The sequence below is a fragment of the Oceanimonas doudoroffii genome (assembly GCF_002242685.1).
Lineage (GTDB): Bacteria > Pseudomonadota > Gammaproteobacteria > Enterobacterales > Aeromonadaceae > Oceanimonas > Oceanimonas doudoroffii.
In genome coordinates this window covers 103,088-122,304 of the sequence record NZ_NBIM01000007.1, presented here as the reverse complement: position 1 = coordinate 122,304, position 19,217 = coordinate 103,088, and the positions used below count along the sequence as shown (strand labels likewise).

Annotated in this window: 16 protein-coding genes; 11 read left to right on the top strand and 5 right to left on the bottom strand. The window is 62.3% G+C overall.

The annotated features are described in order from the left end of the window. Window positions 1-109 precede the first annotated feature (109 nt). Window positions 110-781 (top strand): DNA-3-methyladenine glycosylase I, encoded by a 672-nt coding sequence (locus B6S08_RS15700; protein ID WP_169716418.1) that lies wholly within the window; start codon window positions 110-112, stop codon window positions 779-781. On the opposite strand, the gene B6S08_RS15695 is transcribed toward B6S08_RS15700, so the two are convergent. Next, window positions 778-1,380: an arylesterase gene (locus tag B6S08_RS15695; protein WP_094201756.1), complete on the bottom strand. Its 603-nt coding sequence runs from the start codon at window positions 1,378-1,380 to the stop codon at window positions 778-780. The two genes, B6S08_RS15700 and B6S08_RS15695, sit on opposite strands and share 4 nt — an antisense overlap. Between B6S08_RS15695 and B6S08_RS15690 the strand changes: the two genes are divergently transcribed. Together B6S08_RS15690 and B6S08_RS15685 are read left to right on the top strand one after the other, a co-directional pair. After that, complete coding sequence (locus tag B6S08_RS15690; RefSeq protein ID WP_094201755.1) at window positions 1,379-2,062, top strand: ABC transporter ATP-binding protein; 684 nt, start codon at window positions 1,379-1,381, stop codon at window positions 2,060-2,062. The two genes, B6S08_RS15695 and B6S08_RS15690, sit on opposite strands and share 2 nt — an antisense overlap. Then, window positions 2,055-4,478 carry an ABC transporter permease gene (locus tag B6S08_RS15685; protein ID WP_094201754.1) on the top strand — a complete coding sequence of 808 codons (2,424 nt, stop codon included), beginning with the start codon at window positions 2,055-2,057 and terminating at the stop codon, window positions 4,476-4,478. The genes B6S08_RS15690 and B6S08_RS15685 overlap by 8 nt, the downstream gene beginning before the upstream one ends. A gap of 61 nt (window positions 4,479-4,539) precedes the next feature. Here B6S08_RS15685 and B6S08_RS15680 read toward each other — a convergent pair whose 3' ends face one another. The 3 genes from B6S08_RS15680 to yfbV form a co-directional block, all read right to left on the bottom strand. Next, window positions 4,540-5,445 (bottom strand): TIGR01777 family oxidoreductase, encoded by a 906-nt coding sequence (locus tag B6S08_RS15680; protein ID WP_094201753.1) that lies wholly within the window; start codon window positions 5,443-5,445, stop codon window positions 4,540-4,542. A gap of 154 nt (window positions 5,446-5,599) precedes the next feature. Next, the gene (tpx, locus tag B6S08_RS15675) at window positions 5,600-6,100 is read right to left on the bottom strand and encodes a thiol peroxidase (protein WP_094201752.1); all 501 of its coding nucleotides are present in this window, start codon (window positions 6,098-6,100) and stop codon (window positions 5,600-5,602) included. Window positions 6,101-6,243: 143 nt separating this feature from the next. Next, a complete protein-coding gene (gene yfbV / locus B6S08_RS15670) occupies window positions 6,244-6,684 on the bottom strand; it encodes a terminus macrodomain insulation protein YfbV (RefSeq protein ID WP_094201751.1) in 441 nt (146 codons plus the stop codon). Window positions 6,685-6,958: 274 nt separating this feature from the next. Between yfbV and B6S08_RS15665 the strand changes: the two genes are divergently transcribed. The 5 genes from B6S08_RS15665 to B6S08_RS15645 all read left to right on the top strand — a co-directional run bounded on the left by B6S08_RS15665 (window position 6,959) and on the right by B6S08_RS15645 (window position 14,793). After that, complete coding sequence (locus B6S08_RS15665) at window positions 6,959-8,179, top strand: acetate kinase (protein WP_094201750.1); 1,221 nt, start codon at window positions 6,959-6,961, stop codon at window positions 8,177-8,179. After that, a complete protein-coding gene (gene pta, locus B6S08_RS15660; RefSeq protein WP_094201749.1) occupies window positions 8,176-10,338 on the top strand; it encodes a phosphate acetyltransferase in 2,163 nt (720 codons plus the stop codon). Before B6S08_RS15665 ends, pta begins: the two co-directional genes overlap by 4 nt. 93 nt (window positions 10,339-10,431) lie before the next feature. Continuing rightward, a complete protein-coding gene (locus B6S08_RS15655; RefSeq protein ID WP_094201748.1) occupies window positions 10,432-11,190 on the top strand; it encodes a M15 family metallopeptidase in 759 nt (252 codons plus the stop codon). A gap of 501 nt (window positions 11,191-11,691) precedes the next feature. Continuing rightward, window positions 11,692-13,185, top strand: a complete 1,494-nt coding sequence (locus B6S08_RS15650) for an alanine/glycine:cation symporter family protein (RefSeq protein WP_094201747.1) — start codon at window positions 11,692-11,694, stop codon at window positions 13,183-13,185. Between the two features lie 159 nt (window positions 13,186-13,344). Next, a complete protein-coding gene (locus B6S08_RS15645) occupies window positions 13,345-14,793 on the top strand; it encodes an NAD-dependent succinate-semialdehyde dehydrogenase (RefSeq protein ID WP_094201746.1) in 1,449 nt (482 codons plus the stop codon). An 85-nt stretch (window positions 14,794-14,878) separates the two neighbouring features. Here the strand turns inward: B6S08_RS15645 and B6S08_RS18650 are convergent, their stop codons facing one another. Then, complete coding sequence (locus B6S08_RS18650) at window positions 14,879-15,577, bottom strand: hypothetical protein (protein ID WP_211284252.1); 699 nt, start codon at window positions 15,575-15,577, stop codon at window positions 14,879-14,881. Between the two features lie 213 nt (window positions 15,578-15,790). Here B6S08_RS18650 and B6S08_RS15635 point away from each other — a divergent pair, with 213 nt between their 5' ends. The 3 genes from B6S08_RS15635 to aptA all read left to right on the top strand — a co-directional run bounded on the left by B6S08_RS15635 (window position 15,791) and on the right by aptA (window position 19,172). Continuing rightward, window positions 15,791-16,615: a glycine betaine ABC transporter substrate-binding protein gene (locus B6S08_RS15635; RefSeq protein WP_094201745.1), complete on the top strand. Its 825-nt coding sequence runs from the start codon at window positions 15,791-15,793 to the stop codon at window positions 16,613-16,615. Window positions 16,616-16,752: 137 nt separating this feature from the next. Beyond that, complete coding sequence (locus B6S08_RS15630) at window positions 16,753-17,664, top strand: LysR family transcriptional regulator (protein WP_094201744.1); 912 nt, start codon at window positions 16,753-16,755, stop codon at window positions 17,662-17,664. Between the two features lie 164 nt (window positions 17,665-17,828). After that, window positions 17,829-19,172: an omega-aminotransferase AptA gene (gene aptA / locus B6S08_RS15625; RefSeq protein WP_094201743.1), complete on the top strand. Its 1,344-nt coding sequence runs from the start codon at window positions 17,829-17,831 to the stop codon at window positions 19,170-19,172. The last annotated feature ends 45 nt before the right edge of the window (window positions 19,173-19,217 follow it).

Genomic DNA, 19,217 nt, shown 5'->3' with positions numbered 1-19,217 from the left:
ATTTAAAAAGCCGCAGTCGACTGACTACGGCTTTTTTCGTTTTAAACCGTCACTGGTTTTTTTCACTTTCGGTGCGCACAATGAAGCAAACTCGAACGAGACTGTTTTCATGGAGCACTTCGATCATATCTTTGCCCGGGCCTGTGCCCGTCATGGCGGCGAGGCCGCGCTGCGCCGGCTGATTGCCACCCCGGTTCTGGGTCCCGCCGAGCTGGCCGCCATTCCCGACGACCGCTGGCTGTCTTCCTTTACCATGAGCCTGTTTCAGTCCGGTTTTGTGTGGCGGGTCATTCGCGACAAGTGGCCGGACTTTGAACGGGCCTTTTTTGGCTTTGATCCCCATAAAATGCTATTGCTGGACGAGCATCACCTGGAGCGGCTCAATCATGATCCCAGCATAGTGCGCCATGCGAAGAAGATTGCTGCGGTGCCGGTCAATGCACAAATGGTGCTGACCCTGGGCAGGGAGCACGGCGGCTTTGGCGCCTTTGTGGCGAACTGGCCGACCACCGACATGGTGGGCCTGTGGCAGCAAATTCGCCGGCACGGTCGCCTGCTCGGGGGCAATATCGCCCCTTATGCCCTGCGCCGGCTGGGCGTGGATACCTTTCTCTTTACCGGCGATGTCGGTGGCTATTTGCAGCATCACGGCGTGGTAGATGCGGCCCTGGGCAGCAAAAAAGGCATGAGCCAGGCCCAGGCCGCCTTTAACACCTGGCGTGAGCAAAGCGGCCTGAGCCTGAGTGAAATCAGCAAGACCCTGGCCTTTTCCATTGGTTAGGGCGTGAGATAGGGGGTGAGAAACGCACTGACCTGTTGTGCGATCAGCGGCTGGGCGGCGGCGGTGGGGTGAATGCCATCGTCCATCATCATGCCACTCTGGCCGATTAGCGGCGCCACAAAAAACGGCAGCAGCGGCACATCGTGCTGATCCGCCAGCCGGCTGAATACCCCTTCGAACTGCTGCAGGTAGCGTTGGCCATAGTTGGGAGGCAGCTGAATATCGGTGAGAATGACCCGGGCGCCGGCTTCATTGGCCAGGGCTATCAAGCGCTCGAGGTTGCGCTCTATCAGCCGGGGCGGCAGGCCGCGCAGGCCATCGTTGCCGCCCAGTTCCAGCAGCACCAGGCTGGGCCGGTGTCGTTGCAGCAAGGGGGGCAGCCGTTGCAGTCCCCCTTGAGTGGTGTCGCCGCTGACGCTGGCGTTGACCACGGTGATTTGCCGGCCTTCCTGCTGCCATTGCTCGGCCAACAGATGGGGCCAGGCCTGCTCGGCACGCATGCGATAACCGGCGCTCAGGCTGTCACCCAGCACCAGCAGGGTGTTCGCCCACAGGGCGGGAGACAATAACCAGATCAACAGCACAAGGATTCGCAGCATGACAACCTCTTCCATTATTCGCGTGGTGGATCTCGCGCACCGGGTCAGCCTGGGCGACGAGCACCTCACCATCCTTCAGGGTGTCAACCTCGAAGTCAAGGCCGGCCAGAGCCTGGCGCTGGTGGGCGCCTCGGGCTCGGGCAAGTCGACCCTGCTGGGGCTGCTGGCGGGGCTGGACTCCGCCAGCGAGGGCGAGATCCATATCGCCGGCAAATCCCTCGCCAGCCTGAACGAAGAGCAGCGCGCTGTGTTGCGGGCGGAGCACATCGGTTTTGTGTTTCAGTCCTTTCTGTTGCTGCCTACCCTGACCGCCCTGGAAAATGTCATGCTGCCCGCCGAGCTGAAAGAGGGCAATGGCAACCGGGAGCGTGCCAGGGCGCTGCTGGAACGAGTGGGGCTGGGGGCGCGCATGAGCCACTTTCCCGCCCAACTGTCCGGGGGCGAGCAGCAGCGAGTGGCCATCGCCCGCGCCTTTATGACCGGGCCCGACATTCTCTTGGCGGACGAGCCCACCGGCAATCTGGATCACCAGACCGGCGGCCATATCATCGATTTGCTGTTTGAACTTAACCGTCAGCACGGCACTACCCTGGTGATCGTCACCCATGATGACTCCCTGGCCGGCCGCTGCGAGCGGCGCCTGCTGATGACCGCCGGTCATCTGGAGGAGCAGCATGGCTAGCCTGGGCTGGGGACTGATTCGACGGGAAGTGGCCAGCGGCCCGCTGCGACTGTTTGTGCTGGCGCTGGCGTTGTGTGTGGCCAGCATTCTCAGTGTGACCCTGGTGGCGGACCGGCTGAACGCCGCGCTCAAGGTGTCGGGACGGGACTATATCGCCGCCGATCGGGTGCTGAGTGGCAGCCGGCCTGCCGAAGCGCCATGGCTGGCCGAGGCCCAGGAGCGGGGGCTGCAGGTGTCGGTGGGGCAATCCTTTAACAGCGTGCTGTTTGCCAACGAGCAGTTGCAGCTGGCCAGCATTCGCGCCGTGGACGATGCCTTTCCCTTTTACGGTGAGCTGATCTTGGCGCCGCAAGGCCAGGTAAAGCCGGGCCATATCTGGTTGTCGGCCCGGCTGCTGGCGCTGCTGAACCTGGCTCCCGGGGCCACGGTGGAGCTGGGTAACCTGCGTCTTATCGTGGCAGGAGAGCTGGTGAGCGAGCCGGATCAGGGCTTTTCTCCCTTCTTGCTGGCCCCCAGGGCCCTGATGCACCTGGATGACGTGGCTGCCACCGGCATTTTTATGGAAGGCAGCCGCAGCCGCTACCGCTACCTGTTCAAGGGCGACGACAAGGCCCTGACGGATTACGCCCGTTGGCTGCAGCCGCAGTTGCAGCAGGGCCAGCGCTGGCGCGGCCCCAATAACGCCGACACGCCGGTGGCCCGCTCCATTACGCGGGCCGAGCAGTTCTTTCGGCTGGCTTCGCTCACCGGCGTGTTGCTGGGCATTCTGGCCATGGCCATCGCGCTGGGGTATTTCTCCCGTCGAGAGCAGGATCGCATTGCCCTGCTTAAAACCCTGGGGGCGGGGCGGCGGCAGTTGCTGGCCTGGCTGGCACGACTGCTGACGGGCTTGATGCTGCTTGGCGCCCTGCTTGGCGCGGTAGCGGGTTATGGCGTGCATCAGCTGATCCTGCTGGCCCTGGGCGAGGCCATGGCGATACCGCTGCCGCCGCCTTCGCTCACGCCCTTTTTGGTGGCCGGTGGCCTGGCCCTGCTGACGACCCTGATGCTGTCGGTGGTGCCCCTGCTGCGGCTGTTGGGGGTGCCTCCGCTGCGAGTATTGCGCAACGAGGCCGAGGCGCGCATTTCACCCTGGCTTAGCGGTGGCATACTGCTGGCGGGTGTCGTGGTGCTGAGCTGGCTGTTCGCCGGCAGCCTCGGGCTGGCCGGCGGCCTGCTGCTGGGACTGCTGGCACTGGTACTGGTGCTGGGCGGGTTGTGCCGAGTGTTGCTGGCGCTGGCCCGGCTACCTCGAGGTAGTGTGGCCTTTCGACTGGCGCTAGGCCGGCTGAACCGGGCCAGGCTGGCGACCTTGCTGCAGTTTGGTGGCGTGGCACTGGCCCTGTTTCTGGCCAGCCTGTTGTGGGTGGTGCGGGGCGAGCTGACCGAGGGCTTTCTGGCCCGGTTGCCTGCCGACACCCACAACCGTTTTCTGATCAATATTGCCGACACCGAGCTGGATCCGGTGGCGCAGCTGCTGAGAGACAACGGGCTGGACTCATCGCGCTTCTATCCCATCGTGCGCGGGCGGCTGGCGCAGGTGAATGCGGTGCCGGTGGCGGAGATCAGCAGCGAGCGGGGTGGCGGCCTGGGCCGTGAGCTCAACCTCACCTGGAGCGAAGAGGTGCCCGAGGGCAACCGCATTGTGGACGGCCAGTGGTCGGCCGCCGCCGGCGGTGTGTCGGTGGAAAGCGGGCTGGCGGAGCGGCTCGGGCTGGTGCTGGGCGACATCCTCACCCTGGACCTGGCCGGACAAAGGGTCTTTGCCGAGGTGCGTAGCCTTCGTGAGGTGGATTGGGACAGCATGAAGCCCAATTTTTACCTGGTGTTGAGCCCGGACGTGCTGGCCGACTACCCGGCTGCCTGGATGGCGAGCTTTTACCTGCCCGAACGCCTCAAGGCGGTGGAGGTGGAGCTGATCCGTGCCTTTCCCACCATTACCGTGTTTGACGTCGAGGCCTTGCTGCAACAGTTGCGCACCATACTGGCCCAGGTCAGCCGGGCGCTGCTGGTGATCATGGCGTTGGTCACTGGGGCCAGCCTGCTGGTGCTGCTGGCCCAGGTGGAAGCCACCCTGGCCAGTCGCCGGCGGGAGCTGGTGCTGCTGCGCACCCTGGGGGCGGGCAACCGGCTGATCCGCGCCTCGTTGCGCTGGGAATGGCTGGGCGCGGGGCTGGTGGCCGGGCTGGCGGCAGCGCTGGCGGTGGAGCTGTGCGTGGCGGTGTTGCTGCCCTGGTGGCTGGATCTGCCCTGGCAGCCGCACCCTGGGTTGTGGCTGGCGTTGCCGGCCCTGGGCGCCGTGCTGTTGTTGCTTACCGGCCGCGCCGGCGGCCTGCTCAGCGGGGCCTTGATAAACCGGTTGCGGCAGTGGGGATAGTGCGCGATCCGGGCTGTGGCGCGCCCACGCGAACAAGACAGTTCGCGTGAGCCAGTCGCCCTTAAAGCCGGGGGGCGCTCAGGGTTTCTTTCAGGGCCTTGTCGAGGGTGGGGTAGCGAAAGTGAAACCCCGCCTGTTGTAGTCGCACCGGCATCACTCGCTGGCCGGTCAGCAGCAGGTCGGCCATTTCACCGAACAGTAGCTTCATGGTCCAGGCCGGCACTCGGGCGAAATGGGGCTTGCCCAGGTTACCGGCCAGGGTTTTGCTGAACTGGGCATTGGTGACCGGCTCGGGGGCGGTGGCGTTATAGGCGCCGTTGCATTCCTCGTGCTCCAGTAAGAACAGGATCAGGTTGACCACATCTTCAATGTGGATCCACGACATGTATTGCTTGCCCGAGCCGATAGGGCCTCCCAGGCCAAAGCGATAACTGGGCAGCATCTTTACCAGGGCGCCGCCTTCGGCGCCCAGCACCACTCCCAGGCGAATGCGGCACACGCGAGTGTGTTCGGTTTCGGCCTGCTGAGCCAGCTCCTCCCAGCGGGAGCAGACCTCGTGGCTGAACTCAGGGTGAGGGTGGGTGTCTTCGTCCACCAGGGTGTCTCCCTGGCGACCGTAAAAGCCCACCGCCGAGCCGCTGATCACCACGGCGGGCGGGTTGCTGCCGGCCTTGATCTTTTCCACCAGTTGCTCGGTGATGCGCCAGCGGCTGTGGCAGATACGCGTTTTCTGGGACGGGCTCCAGCGTTTGTCGGCAATGGGTTCGCCGGCGAGGTTGATAACGGCGTCAAACTGATCGAGATCGGGCAGGTCATCAAGGGAAGGCAGGGCGTCAATGTCGTGCCCCAGGCGCTGATACACCTTATTGGGTGAACGGCTCAGTACCGACACCTGATGGTGCGGACGCAGGTGACTCATCAGGCGGCTGCCGATAAAGCCGGTTCCTCCGGTAAGCAGTATCTTCATCGCTGGCTCCTTCAAGTGGCGGGGCCTGAGTGGCCCCGCGCCAGGCGAGGGTTATCCACATTATCTGTGAGTAAGTCTGTAGATTACCCCGCCTTGTCAGGATAGTTGGTTGATCTTAATGATAAAATCAAAAGCGTGCAGGGATCCGGCAGGATCACTTCAGCGCGGCCAGGGCTCCCTCGTAGTCGGGCTCGTTGGTCAGTTCGGCCACGCGCTCAACATGGGTTACCTTGCCGTTTTCGTCAATGCATACCACGGCACGGGCAGACAGGCCGCGCAGGGCGCCGTCGCTCAGGGCCACGCCGTAGTCGGCCAGGAACTCGGTGTGGCGGAAGGCAGAGGCCACCTGCACGTTTTCCAGGCCTTCGGCGGCGCAGAAGCGGCTGCTGGCAAAGGGCAGGTCCATGGACACACACAGCACCTGGGTGTTGTTCAGGCCGGCGGCCTTTTCGTTAAAGGTGCGCACGCTGGTGGCACACACGCCGGTATCCACGCTGGGGAAGATGTTCAGCAGTACCTTCTTGCCCTTGAAGTCGCCCAGCTTGATGTCGCTCAGATCGGCGCCGGTCAGGGTGAAGTCGGGAGCAGCCTGGCCTACGGTCGGCAGCTGGCCGGAAACGGCAACGGAATTCCCCTGAAAAGTAACGGATGACATTGAGACTCTCCTGATGATTGCGGTTGTTGGTGATTGGTTATCAGTATGAGTGACTAAGGTAACAGTTTTCCGCATTGGACACAGCTTTTATCGTGCGAGAACAGCGTCGTGCGAAGCCGGCCCTGCCGGCCTGATCACGGGCCTCAGGGCTCCTCGATAAAGGACTTGTCCAGCTGCTTGAACGCCGAGTTCAGGGTCTCTCCCAGTTCAAAATAACGGGGGCGGGACACCGGTGCCTTGACCCGGCCGCCGGCGGCGGCCAGCTTGTCGTGAATTTGCAGGTACCATTCCCGCAGCGACGGCGGCAAATGGGTATCGGCTCGCTTGCCCAGCCAGTAATAGCCCTGCAACGGCAGGCTGGCCAAAAACAGCACCGAGGCCACCACGCTGGGCCAGTAGTGGGGGGCACCAAACTGAAACTGCAGCAACAGGCTCAGGGTGATCAGCGCCGGCATGGTGCGCACCCCATAACGGGTGGCAACCATAATGCGGCATTCGGGAAACAGCGGCGCCAGACGGCGCTCCTGTGGCCAGATGGCCAGGTATTGCTGGCCGCGATGCAGGGTGTGGGTAAAGGGACTCATATGTCCTCCAGGCAGTCTCCTGCGGTGTAGCTAATTTTCAGATTAGCGATTCAAATCAAAAAAAACGCCGTGTCTGGCTGTTATTTTACCACAGACAAAAGGTTAATATTCGCCATCCAACTGGCCGGTTAACATACCGGCCATGTTACGGATGACCCCCGGCCAGTCTACCCTTTGGTAAAGCGCCTTTTCTCAAGGATAGAGTTAAAGTGATATTTATTGCCCGTTTTATGGCGGGCAAGTGGTTTCGCAAATCCGAAAGAAAGGATTTTCAATGAGTAACGATCTGGTCCTGGTGCTGAATTGCGGCAGCTCCTCCCTCAAGTTCGCCATTCTGGACGCCGAAAGCGGCAGCGAAAAGCTGTCCGGCCTGGCCGAATGCTTTTACCTTGCCGACGCCCGTATCAAATGGAAGCTTGATGGTGTCAAGGCCGATGCAGCACTGGGGGCCGGAGCCGCCCACCAGCAGGCCCTGGATTTCATTGTGGAGCACCTGCTCAAGCCTCACCCGGAACTGCTGCAAGGGCTGGTGGCGGTGGGCCACCGAGTGGTGCACGGTGGCGAACGTTTTACCCGTTCGGTACTGATTGACGACGAGGTGATCGCGGGTATCGAGGCCTGCGCCAGCCTGGCGCCGCTGCATAACCCGGCGCACCTGGTGGGCATTGCCTCGGCCCGCAGTGCCTTTCCGGCACTGCCCCAGATCGCGGTCTTTGATACCGCCTTTCATCAGACCATGCCCGAGCAGGCCTATCTGTACGCCATTCCTCATTCCCTGTACCGGGAACACGGCATTCGCCGTTATGGCATGCACGGCACCAGCCACTACTTCATCACCCAGGAAGCGGCGCGCGTGCTCAACAAGCCGGTGCACGAGCTCAATATCATCAGCTGCCACCTGGGCAACGGCGCCTCGGTATGCGCGGTTAAAAACGGCGAGTCGGTAGACACCTCCATGGGCCTGACCCCGCTGGAAGGCCTGGTGATGGGCACTCGAAGCGGTGACATTGATCCGGCCCTGATCTTCCATCTGCACGATGCCCTGGGCTACAGCGTGGATCGTATCAATACCCTGCTGACCAAGGAATCGGGCCTGCTGGGCCTGACCGAGCAAAGCAGCGACTGCCGTTTTGCCGAAGACAATTACGATCAACTGCCCGAGGCCAGGCGCGCGCTGGACATTTTTGCCTACCGCCTGTCCAAATACATTGCCGGTTATGCCTGTGCCCTCGACGGCCGGCTGGATGCCATCGTGTTCACCGGCGGCATCGGCGAGAACTCTTCTCTGGTGCGCGAACTGACCCTGTCCAAACTCGCATTGCTGGGTGCAAAGGTGGACGACGCCGCCAACCAGGCCGCCCGATTCGGCAAGGCCGGCTGCATCAGTCAGGCCGGCAGCCTGCCGGTGTGGGTACTGCCCACCAATGAGGAGTGGGTGATCGCCCAGGATGCGCTGGCGCTGTCTCGTCTGTCACCAGCGGGGGAAGACCAATGACCAGAACCATCATGCTGATCCCGGTCAGCAGCGGCGTGGGCGCCACCTCGGTCAGCCTTGGCATGGTGCGTGCCATGGAGCGCAACGGCGTCAACGTCAGCTTCTTCAAGCCGGTGTCCCAGCCGCGCTCCCGGCGCAAGGTGCAGGATCACTCCACCGCGGTCATGGCCAACGGCTCCAACCTGACACCGCCGGAACCCTTTGCCCTGAGCTATGCCGAGAGCATGATCTCGGCGGGCAACCTGGACGTGCTGCTGGAGGAAATCGTCGCACGCTTTGAAAAGCACGTTTCCGAAAGCGGCGCCGAGGTTGTGGTGGTGGAGGGCCTGATCCCCACCGACAAGCAGCCCTTTGCCAACCGCATCAACTACGACATTGCCAAGGCACTGGATGCCGACATGGTGTTCGTGGCCCAGCCCGGCAGCGACAGCAGCCAGCACCTGAAGGAGCGACTGGAGCTGGCCTGTGCCAACTTCGGCGGCGTGCTTAACAAGCGCATTGTGGGCTGCATCATTAATAAGGTGGGCGCGCCGGTGGACGAGCAGGGCAACGCGCGACCCGATCTCACCGAGATGTTCAATCCCGGCTACAAGGGCGAGCATGTCACCGCCAACCTGGAAGTGCTGCAGGTGTTCGGCAAGACACCGCTGCGCATTCTTGGCTGCATTCCCTGGAATACCCAGCTGGTGGCCCCCCGGGCGGTGGATCTGGCCCGTCACCTCAATGCCACCATCATCAACGAGGGCGGACTGCACACCCGCCGGCTGCAAAGCGTCACCTTCTGCGCCCGGGCGCTGCACAACATGGTGCAGCACTTCAAGCCCGGCAGCCTGCTGGTGGCCTCGGGAGATCGCTCCGACGTGATCGTGTCGGTGTGCCTGGCGGCCATGAACGGCGTCAAGATCGGCGCCCTGCTGCTGACCGGCAGCTATCACCCCGAGCCCCAGATCATGGACCTGTGCCAGCGTGCCACCGAAACCGGCCTGCCCATTCTGATGGTCAACACCAATACCTGGCAGACGGCGGTCAGCCTGCAGCACTTCAACCTGGAGATTCCGGTGGACGACGCCGGCCGCATCGAGGCGGTGCAGGACTACATGGCCGGCCATATCGACAAGCACTGGATCGAGTCGCTGTCGGCCAAGTCCGCCCGCAGTCGCCGGCTCAGCCCGCCGGCGTTCCGCTATCAGCTCACCGAGCTGGCCCGCCGCGCCGCCAAGCGCATTGTGCTGCCGGAAGGGGATGAGCCGCGTACCATCAAGGCCGCTGCCATCTGCGCCGAGCGGGGCATTGCCCGGCCGGTACTGCTGGGCAACCCCGAAGAAATCCTGCGCATCGCCGCCCAGCAGGGCGTGGTGCTGGATGACAAGGTCGACATCGTGGATCCGGCCGAGGTGCGAGACAACTACGTGGAGCGGCTGGTGGAGCTGCGCAAGTCCAAGGGCATTACCGAGGTGGTGGCCATGGAGCAGTTGCAGGACAACGTGGTGCTGGGCACCATGATGCTGGAGCGGGACGAGGTGGACGGTCTGGTGTCGGGCGCGGTCAACACCACCGCCAACACCATTCGGCCGCCGCTGCAGATCATCAAGACCGCGCCGGGCTGCTCGCTGGTGTCGTCAGTGTTCTTTATGCTGCTGCCGGATCAGGTGCTGGTGTATGGCGACTGTGCCATCAACCCGGATCCGAGCGCCGAGCAGCTGGCGGAGATCGCCATTCAGTCGGCGGAGTCGGCCCGGGCCTTTGGCATTGATCCCAGAGTGGCAATGATCTCCTATTCCACCGGCACCTCCGGCACCGGCGCCGACGTGGAGAAGGTGCGCGAGGCGACCCGTCTGGCCCAGGAAAAACGCCCGGATCTGGTGATCGACGGTCCGCTGCAGTATGACGCCGCCATCATGGAAAATGTGGCCAAGTCCAAGGCGCCCAACTCGCCGGTAGCGGGCAAGGCCACGGTGTTTATCTTTCCGGATCTGAACACCGGCAACACCACCTACAAGGCGGTGCAGCGCTCGGCCCAGCTGGTGTCCATCGGCCCCATGCTGCAGGGCATGCGCAAACCGGTGAACGATCTGTCCCGTGGCGCCCTGGTGGACGACATCGTCTACACAATTGCCCTCACCGCCATTCAGGCCGGTCAGCAGGGCGGCGCCGCCTGATCCCCACCGCGCCGGCGTAAACCACGCCGGCGCACTTGCAAAAACCACCACGATTGGCGAGTCTGGGACACTGCTTGCGCTTGAGAACCCGCCATGAACTTTCTTTCCCAGCCACTGCAAAGCCAGCCCGAGCCGGACTGGGCCCGGCTGCAGGCCCTGCCCATTGTCGATAAGGGGGAGCCCCTGGTACCCCTGGGCCTGGTGCCGTCGCCGCTGCGTGTTTATCCCGCTTATTTCCATTTGGGGGTGCCGGGGGCGCTCACCGAATGCTATGTGCGCCGGCCGGTGCTGGAGCGATTGCAGCAGGCGGCCATGCTGCTGCCCGCCGGGGTCGAGCTGGTGGTGCTGGATGGCTGGCGCCCGTTCCGGGTGCAACAGTATCTGTATGAAACCTTGGTGGATGCCCTCAGCCGGCAGTATCCCGACGAGGACGAGCAGGGCCTGTTGACTCGGGCTCGGCACTTTGTAGCGCCCCCGAGCGCCGATGACGCCGCGCCCAGCCCGCACCTCACCGGCGGCGCCGTGGACGTATGTCTGTGCGATGGCACCGGGCGCTTGCTCAACATGGGCACCGGCTTTGACGATATCAGCCCCTGGTCGTATACCGCCGCCTTTGAGGCGGTGGTCAGACCCGGTGCCGAGGAAGCCGAGATCATCGAAAATCGCCGGCTGCTGCACAGTTGCATGACCCGGGCCGGCTTTACCAATCTGCCCAGTGAATGGTGGCATTACGACTACGGCAATCAGAGCTGGGCCTGGTACAGCCGGCAACCCCATGCCCTGTTTGGCGTGGCCCAGCAACACAGTCTGGCCGAGCGCTGGCGTGCCCAGGTGGCCAGCGCCGGCGGTTAACCGATCCTTCCTTTCCGCATTTTTCACTGCACCGGACCGCTCCCGACTGAATAATCGAGGGCGAATCCGGTGTCGGCTGCCGCATTGCGCTGCCTGCCGCCTAATTTTCCACCAGAAAAAAGTGTGACGATCACAGCATTTTTACATATTGGCCCGGTGGCAGCACCATGACAGTTGGGCCAGTTTTTTGCCGGCCGGCAGTCCTGAGTGCAGTCTGTGTGAACGTGGATTTTGTGGTTAGATCTTAAAAAACAAGGTGTTAAACATTGGTTTTAAACGGATGCGACTAAAGTGGTCGCTTGTTTTCATTTTTAATTTAAATGGGTTTGTTGGTTTAAATAAATACTGCAAATGGTGTTAACCACTTGTTATCGTCCTCGTTGCGGAGTAATTTTCCTGCACTTGCCGCACATCGAACAGGATTGACGTGCCGGCAATGAATGATTCAGAACGATGTGCTGCTTTTCTGTAGCCATCACCCGTTCAACAAAGGATGTAACCATGAACGAACTGGTTAATGCCATTAACGGCTATATCTGGAGCCTGCCCCTGATCTATCTGTGTCTGGGCGTGGGTCTGTATTTCTCCCTTCGCACCCGCTTTCTGCAACTGCGCCATATCAAGGAAATGGTTCGGCTGATGTTTCAGGGCGGCAGCTCGTCGGCGGGCATCAGCTCCTTTCAGGCGCTGGCACTGTCACTGTCCGGCCGGGTAGGTACCGGTAATATCGCCGGTGTGGCCACCGCCATCACCTTTGGCGGCCCCGGCGCCGTGTTCTGGATGTGGGTCGTGGCCTTCCTGGGCTCGGGCACCGCCTTTGTGGAGTCGGCGCTGGCGCAAATCTACAAGGAAAAAGACGACAACGGCCTGTATCGCGGCGGTCCGGCCTTTTATATCGAGAAAGGGCTGGGCATCAAATGGTACGCCTGGGTCTTTGCCCTCTCCACCGTGCTCGCCTGCGGCATGCTGCTGCCCGGCGTGCAGGCCAACAGCATCGCCTCCGGCATTGAGAACGCCTTTGGCATTCCCACCACCGTTTCTGCCGCGGCCGTGGTCATCCTGCTGGGTCTGATCATCTTTGGTGGCGTCAAGCGTATCGCTCACTTCACCCAGGTGGTGGTGCCCTTTATGGCACTGGGCTACATTCTGGTGGCCTTTGTGATCATCGTGCTCAACATCGGTCAGGTGCCCGAGGTAGTCAGCCTGATTGTGGGCAGTGCCTTTGGCATGAAGGCCGGTTTTGGCGCCATTCTGGGCCTGGCCATTGAGTGGGGTGTGAAGCGCGGCATCTATTCCAACGAAGCCGGTCAGGGTACTGGTCCCCACGCCGCTGCCGCGGCCGAGGTTTCTCACCCCGCCAAGCAGGGCCTGGTGCAGAGCTTCTCTGTCTATATCGACACCCTGTTCGTGTGCTCCGCTACCGCCTTCATGATCATCATCACCGGTGCCTACAACGTGATGGGCAAGGCCGGCGACGCCATTGTGGAGCAGTTGCCCGGCGTGGAAGCCGGCCCCGGCTACACCCAGGCGGCGGTCGAGTCGGTGATGCCCGGTTTTGGCGGCATTTTTGTGGCGGTGGCGCTGTTCTTTTTCGCCTTTACCACCATTCTGGCCTACTACTACATCGCCGAAACCAACATCGCCTATATCAACCGCAAGGTGCACCGCCCCTGGCTGATGTTTGCGCTCAAGCTGGTGCTGATGGCTTCTGTGGTGTACGGCTCGGTCAAGACCGCCGGCCTGGCCTGGGGCCTGGGTGACATCGGCGTGGGCCTGATGGCCTGGCTCAACATCATTGCCATTCTGCTGCTGCAAAAGCCGGCGCTGATTGCCCTGAAAGACTACGAGGAGCAAAAGGCACAGGGGCTGGACCCCACCTTTGACCCGGTCAAACTGGGCATCAAGAATGCCGACCACTGGGTGAAGGGCAAACGGTCACAGGCCGCGGACGCCGAAGGCTCGGTGTCTCCCGAGGCCCAGGCCGAGCGCAGCTGACCCCTAAACTAGCATCAGGGCCGGACGTTGTTCCGGCCCTTTTTCATTCTGGCGGTATCAAAAGCCAACACTGGTCCCAGAGTGGCGCCGCCGCTTGTGCTTATACTCGAGCTGAAGCCCCCATTGCGCCAACATCACTGAATCAACAAGGAGAGCATCATGGACAGCAGCAATGCACTGTGGCAAACCGGCTGGTATTGCAACGGCCAGTGGCAGGACACCCAGGAACGCTATGAGGTGCTGAACCCGGCCAGCGGCGAACTGCTGGCGCGGGTGGCCCGTTGTGGCGCTGCCGAAACCGAGCAGGCCATTGCCGCCGCGGCGGCTGCCTTTGACCAATGGCGCCACAGCACGCCCAAGGAGCGCACCGCTGTGCTGCGTCGTTGGCATGATCTGATGCTGGCGCACCAGGACGAGCTGGCCGAACTGATGGTGCTGGAGCAGGGCAAGCCCCTGGCCGAGGCCAAGGGCGAGGTGGCCTATGCCGCCAGCTTTCTGGAATGGTTCGGGGAAGAAGCCAAGCGTGCCGGCGGCGATACCATTCCCAGTCCCAAGCGGGAAAACCGGCTGTGGGTGATCAAGCAGCCGGTAGGGGTGGTGGCCGCCATCACCCCCTGGAACTTTCCCATGGCCATGATCACCCGCAAGGTGGGCCCGGCCATCGCCGCCGGCTGCACCGCCGTGGTCAAGGCGTCCAGCGTCACGCCGTTGTGCGCCAACGCCCTGGCGGTGCTGGCGGAACGGGCCGGACTGCCGGCGGGGGTGCTTAACCTGGTGTCGGGCGATTCCGGCCCCATTGGCGAGGCGCTGATGCAAAGCTCGGCGGTGCGCAAACTGTCGTTTACCGGCTCTACCGGCATCGGCAAAAAGCTGATGGCCCAGGCCGCCGGCACGGTGAAAAAGCTGTCACTGGAGCTGGGCGGCAATGCGCCCTTTATCGTGTTTGACGATGCCGATCTCGACGCCGCCGTGGCCGGTGCCATGGCCTCCAAGTTTCGCAACACCGGCCAGACCTGCGTGTGTGTAAACCGCTTCTATGTGCAGGACGGGATTTACGACAGATTTGTGGCCCGCCTGGCCGAGGCGGCCGACGCCATGAAGGTGGCGGAAGGCCGGGAGGACGGCGCCCAGCAGGGGCCACTGATCACACAAGCGGCGCTCGACAAGGTGGAAGAGCACGTGGCCGATGCGCTGAAAAAGGGGGGGCGGCTGGTGTGCGGCGGTGCCCGCCATGCGTTGGGCGGCACCTTCTACCAGCCCACGGTGATCGCCGATGCCAATGAGGACATGTTGCTGGCCCGGGAAGAAACCTTTGGTCCGGTGGCCGCCTGTTTCCGCTTTACCGACGAGGCGGATGCGGTGCAACGGGCCAACGACACCCCCTTTGGCCTGGCCGCCTATTTTTATACGCGGGATCTGAACCGGGTATTCCGTGTGTCGGAAGCCCTGGAGTCGGGCATGGTGGGCGTGAACGAGGGCATTATTTCCAACGAGGTGGCGCCCTTTGGCGGCGTGAAGGAATCGGGCCTGGGCCGGGAAGGCAGCCAGATTGGCCTGGATGAGTTCCTGGAAACCAAATACGTCAACCTGGGGAACCTGGTTCAGTAAGCCTGCTTGGGTGGTGCCGAATCGCAACCTCGGGCACGAAAGCAACAGCCGAATCAACAAGGGCCGCATTAGCGGCCCTTTTTTGTTATTCGCTCAGCATGGCTTCCATCGCTGCTTCCCGTTGCTCCCGGGACAGCGTCTTCGGCTCGCTGGAGCTCGGCGTGCTCGGCTTGTCTGCCGCAGCTTTGGCCTGCTGGTTTTCCAGCGCCTTCAGCTTTTCCTCCGTCTGCTGCAACTGGGTGCGGGTGGCGTCCAGCTCGTTTTGCAGCGGGGCGGCGGCCGGTGCGGTGGCTGGGGCTGCCAGCAGGGCGCCACCCAGGGGCGGTGCCGGCTGCTGGGCGGCCTTGGTCAGCCAGCCCTGCATCTCGTCGGGCCAGACCGCGGCCTTGCCAGTGTGCGACTCGCTGAACACGCGGGTCTGATCGTTGGCGCTCAGCAGCACTGACATCTGGTTGCTGTCGGCGTTCCATACCAGGCCGGCCTTGTCGGCGCCGGTCTGCTCGGCGGTGCGAGACACCAGATAGAACAAGGGGCCTTCCTGCTGCAGCTCGCCGGCGGTGCGCAGCAGCGATACCGTGGTGTCGTAGTGAGGGCCAAGCAGGCTGGTCATACGGGTTTTTATCACCGGTTGCTCAAACAGGTTGGTGGTATTGGGATCCAGCCCCACCATGGGTTTGAGCATGGCCCACATCAGCTGGCCCGGTCCCATGGTCAACAGGGGTGCCACACAGGCACTGAGGGAGAGGGAAAGCAGGGCGGCCTTGAGCAGAACAGACAGACGCATTCGAATATATAATCCAGGCTATTGATAATAATAAAGTTTTACCTGTTTGAATCCGTCGACGAGGCGGCGGTCATGAACAGGCCGGCGCAAATTAGCACAACCTGGGGAAAAAAAGATCAACCTCGGTGAAAAATAGTCGAACGGCCGAGGATGACATGATTACCGCGCCATTTTTTGGCATGCTGACGGCCACGAACCTGAGGGCAAATTCAAATGAAACACTGGCTTTTACCCATGATGGCGGCATGGCTGCTAAGTGCCTGCTCGCCCGCCGAGCAGCAGCACCTTCGCCTGCTCAGCGGCGACTGGGACACGGCCCGGGCCACGACCGAGCTGGCCCGGCAGGAATTGGAGCAGGCCGGTTTTGCGGTGACTGTGGAGCAGGTGGCGCCGGGGCAAATCTGGTCGCGGCTTGCCGCCGGCGAGGCCGATGCCAGTCTCTCCGCCTGGCTGCCCGACAGCAGCCGGCACCATGCCGAGCGTTTCTTCGACAGGCTGCACGATCTCGGCCCCAACGGCCCCATGCTGCGGCTCGGGCTGGCGGTGCCGGCCTCGGCCACCCAGGCCCGTATCAGCGAGCTGGCCGGCAGTGATTATGGCAACAACAAGATCATCGGCATGATGCCCGGCCACGGCAGCCTGGTGCTCACCGAACAGGCACTGGCTCGCTATCACCTCGATGAATACCAGTTGCTGTCCGGCTCGGGCGAAGCCTACCGTCACCTGGTGAATACCGCCATTGAGCAGCAGTTACCGGTAGTCATCGCCGCCTGGTCACCCAGCCGAGTGATGCTGCACCCGCAGCTGAAATGGTTGAAGGACGACCAGGGCCACTTTGCCGCCGGCGAGCGGGCCCATACCCTGGTGCGCCGGGGCCTGGAAGACAGCGCCCCCAGGGCCATGGAAGTACTGGGCAGCATTCGCCTTACAGAAGACGAGTTGACCGCCCTGCTGCGACAGGTGGCCGCCGAGCCCGATCTCACCCTGGCGGTCAACCGGTGGCGGGCGGAGCAGAGTGAAGCCGAGCCCGTGCAGTAACCACCAGTCTGGCGACATTTGTCCGTGGATTGGGGGTTGATCTGGAGCCACGTGCGGCGCAGCCTTGTGTCTTGCGCTAACCCCATGGGGAACTTGGTGGTAGCCTCTCTCTGTTTGGGGTAAGGGAAATATCAGTCATGCGATCAAAAAAACAATTGTCCCAGGTCACGGATTTTGATTTGCGTCTGTTGCGCCTGTTCAAGGTGGTGGCCGAGAGTGGCAGTTTTTCCGCGGCCGAAAGCGCCCTCGGCATTACCCGCTCGGCGGTCAGTCTGCAAATGAGTGATCTGGAAAAGCGTCTGGGTATGCGCCTGTGTCAGCGCGGCCGGGCCGGCTTTGCCCTGACCGACGAGGGACGGGAGGTGCTGCGGGCCGGCGAAGTGCTGCTGACCGCGGTCGAAAATTTTCGAGGGGAAGTCAATCAGATCAACAATCAGCTGCGTGGCGAACTCAATATCGGCATCGTCAATAACCTGGTGACGCAGCCGCACATGAGCATTACCCGGGCCCTCAAGGCGTTACGCGAACGCAGTGATGAAATCAGGATCAACATCAGCATGAGCACGCCCGGAGAGATTGAGCGTGGCCTGTTTGATGGCCGTCTGCATGTGGGGGCGATACCGCTCAATACGCCGTTATCGGGCCTGGACTACAGCCTGCTCTACGAGGAGCATGCCAGCCTGTATTGCAGCCATGAGCATCCCTTTTTTCATGAGGAGCACGGGCTCGATGACGAGCGGTTGGGGGCGGTCGATGCGGTCGTGCCCAGCTATCGCATGACGGAGCAAGCCATTGAGTTGCATCGCATGCTTCACTGTACCGCCACCGCCTCCGATCGGGAAGGCATCGCCTTTCTTATCCTTACCGGCAGTTATATAGGCTACCTGCCGGATCACTATGCCGCCAAGTGGGTGGCCAAGGGCCAGATGAAGGCGCTGTGTCCGGAGCGCCTGTTCTTTGACTCCCGGCTGGCCATCGTGACCCGCAAGGGGCGACGCCCCAACCTGTTGCTGGAAACCTTTCTGAATTCCCTGCCATCGCTCGGCTGAATGCCGACCCTGTTACGGCCGTAATGGGGTCAGTCATTTTGCACTGCATAGTTAAGTCATTACTTACCTTTTGTTGATTACATTTGGATTTAATTGATTTAACAATCTGAACACAATGCTTTCTGTTACCACGGCTTAGCCCTCAACAGCAGAAGGGATTGAATATGTCTAAACAGGATTGCTTGCAGCGTGCCGGCCTGAGCCCCGAACAGCTCGACGCCTACTGGATGCCCTACACCGGCAACCGTCAGTTCAAACAGGATCCGCGCATCATCGTGAGTGCCGAGGGCAGTTACTACCGGGATGTGGACGGTCGCCGTATTTTCGACGGCCTCTCCGGCCTGTGGACCTGCGGCGCGGGTCATAACCGTCCCGAAATCGCCGAGGCGGTGTCCCGTCAGCTGCGTGAGCTCGACTATGCCCCGGCCTTTCAATATGGCCATCCCAAGGCCTTTGAGCTGGCCCATCGCCTGCGTGAGCTGACCCCGGCCGGCCTGGACTATGCGTTTTTTACCGGCTCCGGCTCCGAGAGCGCCGACACCGCCCTGAAAATTGCCCGGGCTTACTGGCGCAAGAAGGGCAAGGCCAGCAAGACCCGCTTGATCGGTCGCTCCAAGGGCTATCACGGCGTGAACTTTGGCGGCATCAGCCTGGGCGGCATCGGTGCCAACCGGGCGCTGTTTGGCCAGGGCATCGACGCCGATCACCTGCCTCATACCCTGATGGCGGAAAACGCCTTTACACAAGGCATGCCCCAGACCGGTGCCGACAAGGCCGACGAGCTGCTGGAGCTGATTGCCCTGCACGATGCCTCCAACATTGCCGCCGTGATCGTGGAGCCGCTGGCCGGCTCCGCCGGGGTCATTCCACCGCCGGTGGGCTACCTGCAACGGCTGCGGGAGATCTGCGACCGGCATGACATTCTGCTGATCTTCGACGAGGTGATCACCGGCTTTGGCCGCATGGGATCCATGACCGGTGCCGAGGAGTTCGGCGTGGTGCCCGACATCATGAACGTGGCCAAGCAGCTGACCAACGGTGCCGTGCCCATGGGGGCGGTGATCTGCAAGGGCGAGATCTACCACACCTTTATGGAGCAGGGCGGTCCCGACTACATGCTGGAGCTGCCCCACGGCTACACCTATTCCGGCCACCCGGTGGCCTGCGCGGCGGCGCTGGCGTCACTCGACATTTTGCAGCAGGACCGGCTGATCGATCGGGTCAAGGAGATGGCTCCGGTATTTGAACAGGCCCTGCACGGCCTTAAGGGCACCCGCTATGTCAGCGATATTCGCAACTACGGCCTGGCCGGTGCCCTGCAGATAGAAAGCCACCCCGGCGAGCCGGCCCGTCGCCCTTACGAGATTGCCATGAAGTGCTGGCAGAAGGGCTTCTACGTGCGCTATGGCGGCGACACCATTCAGCTCGGCCTGCCCTTTATCGTGGAGCGGGAAGAGATAGACCGTCTGGTCAATGCCCTGGGCGAGGCCATTGGCGAGCTGGACTGAATTAGTGGCCGGCGGCCGGGCAAAGCGCTCAGGCCCGGCCGCCGG

Coding starts and splice junctions, on each gene's coding strand:
- B6S08_RS15700 (WP_169716418.1), top strand. CDS start 110: ATGGAGCACTTCGATCATATCTTTGCCCGGGCCTGTGCCCGTCATGGC.
- B6S08_RS15690 (WP_094201755.1), top strand. CDS start 1,379: ATGACAACCTCTTCCATTATTCGCGTGGTGGATCTCGCGCACCGGGTC.
- B6S08_RS15695 (WP_094201756.1), bottom strand. CDS start 1,380: ATGCTGCGAATCCTTGTGCTGTTGATCTGGTTATTGTCTCCCGCCCTG.
- B6S08_RS15685 (WP_094201754.1), top strand. CDS start 2,055: ATGGCTAGCCTGGGCTGGGGACTGATTCGACGGGAAGTGGCCAGCGGC.
- B6S08_RS15680 (WP_094201753.1), bottom strand. CDS start 5,445: ATGAAGATACTGCTTACCGGAGGAACCGGCTTTATCGGCAGCCGCCTG.
- tpx (WP_094201752.1), bottom strand. CDS start 6,100: ATGTCATCCGTTACTTTTCAGGGGAATTCCGTTGCCGTTTCCGGCCAG.
- yfbV (WP_094201751.1), bottom strand. CDS start 6,684: ATGAGTCCCTTTACCCACACCCTGCATCGCGGCCAGCAATACCTGGCC.
- B6S08_RS15665 (WP_094201750.1), top strand. CDS start 6,959: ATGAGTAACGATCTGGTCCTGGTGCTGAATTGCGGCAGCTCCTCCCTC.
- pta (WP_094201749.1), top strand. CDS start 8,176: ATGACCAGAACCATCATGCTGATCCCGGTCAGCAGCGGCGTGGGCGCC.
- B6S08_RS15655 (WP_094201748.1), top strand. CDS start 10,432: ATGAACTTTCTTTCCCAGCCACTGCAAAGCCAGCCCGAGCCGGACTGG.
- B6S08_RS15650 (WP_094201747.1), top strand. CDS start 11,692: ATGAACGAACTGGTTAATGCCATTAACGGCTATATCTGGAGCCTGCCC.
- B6S08_RS15645 (WP_094201746.1), top strand. CDS start 13,345: ATGGACAGCAGCAATGCACTGTGGCAAACCGGCTGGTATTGCAACGGC.
- B6S08_RS18650 (WP_211284252.1), bottom strand. CDS start 15,577: ATGCGTCTGTCTGTTCTGCTCAAGGCCGCCCTGCTTTCCCTCTCCCTC.
- B6S08_RS15635 (WP_094201745.1), top strand. CDS start 15,791: ATGAAACACTGGCTTTTACCCATGATGGCGGCATGGCTGCTAAGTGCC.
- B6S08_RS15630 (WP_094201744.1), top strand. CDS start 16,753: ATGCGATCAAAAAAACAATTGTCCCAGGTCACGGATTTTGATTTGCGT.
- aptA (WP_094201743.1), top strand. CDS start 17,829: ATGTCTAAACAGGATTGCTTGCAGCGTGCCGGCCTGAGCCCCGAACAG.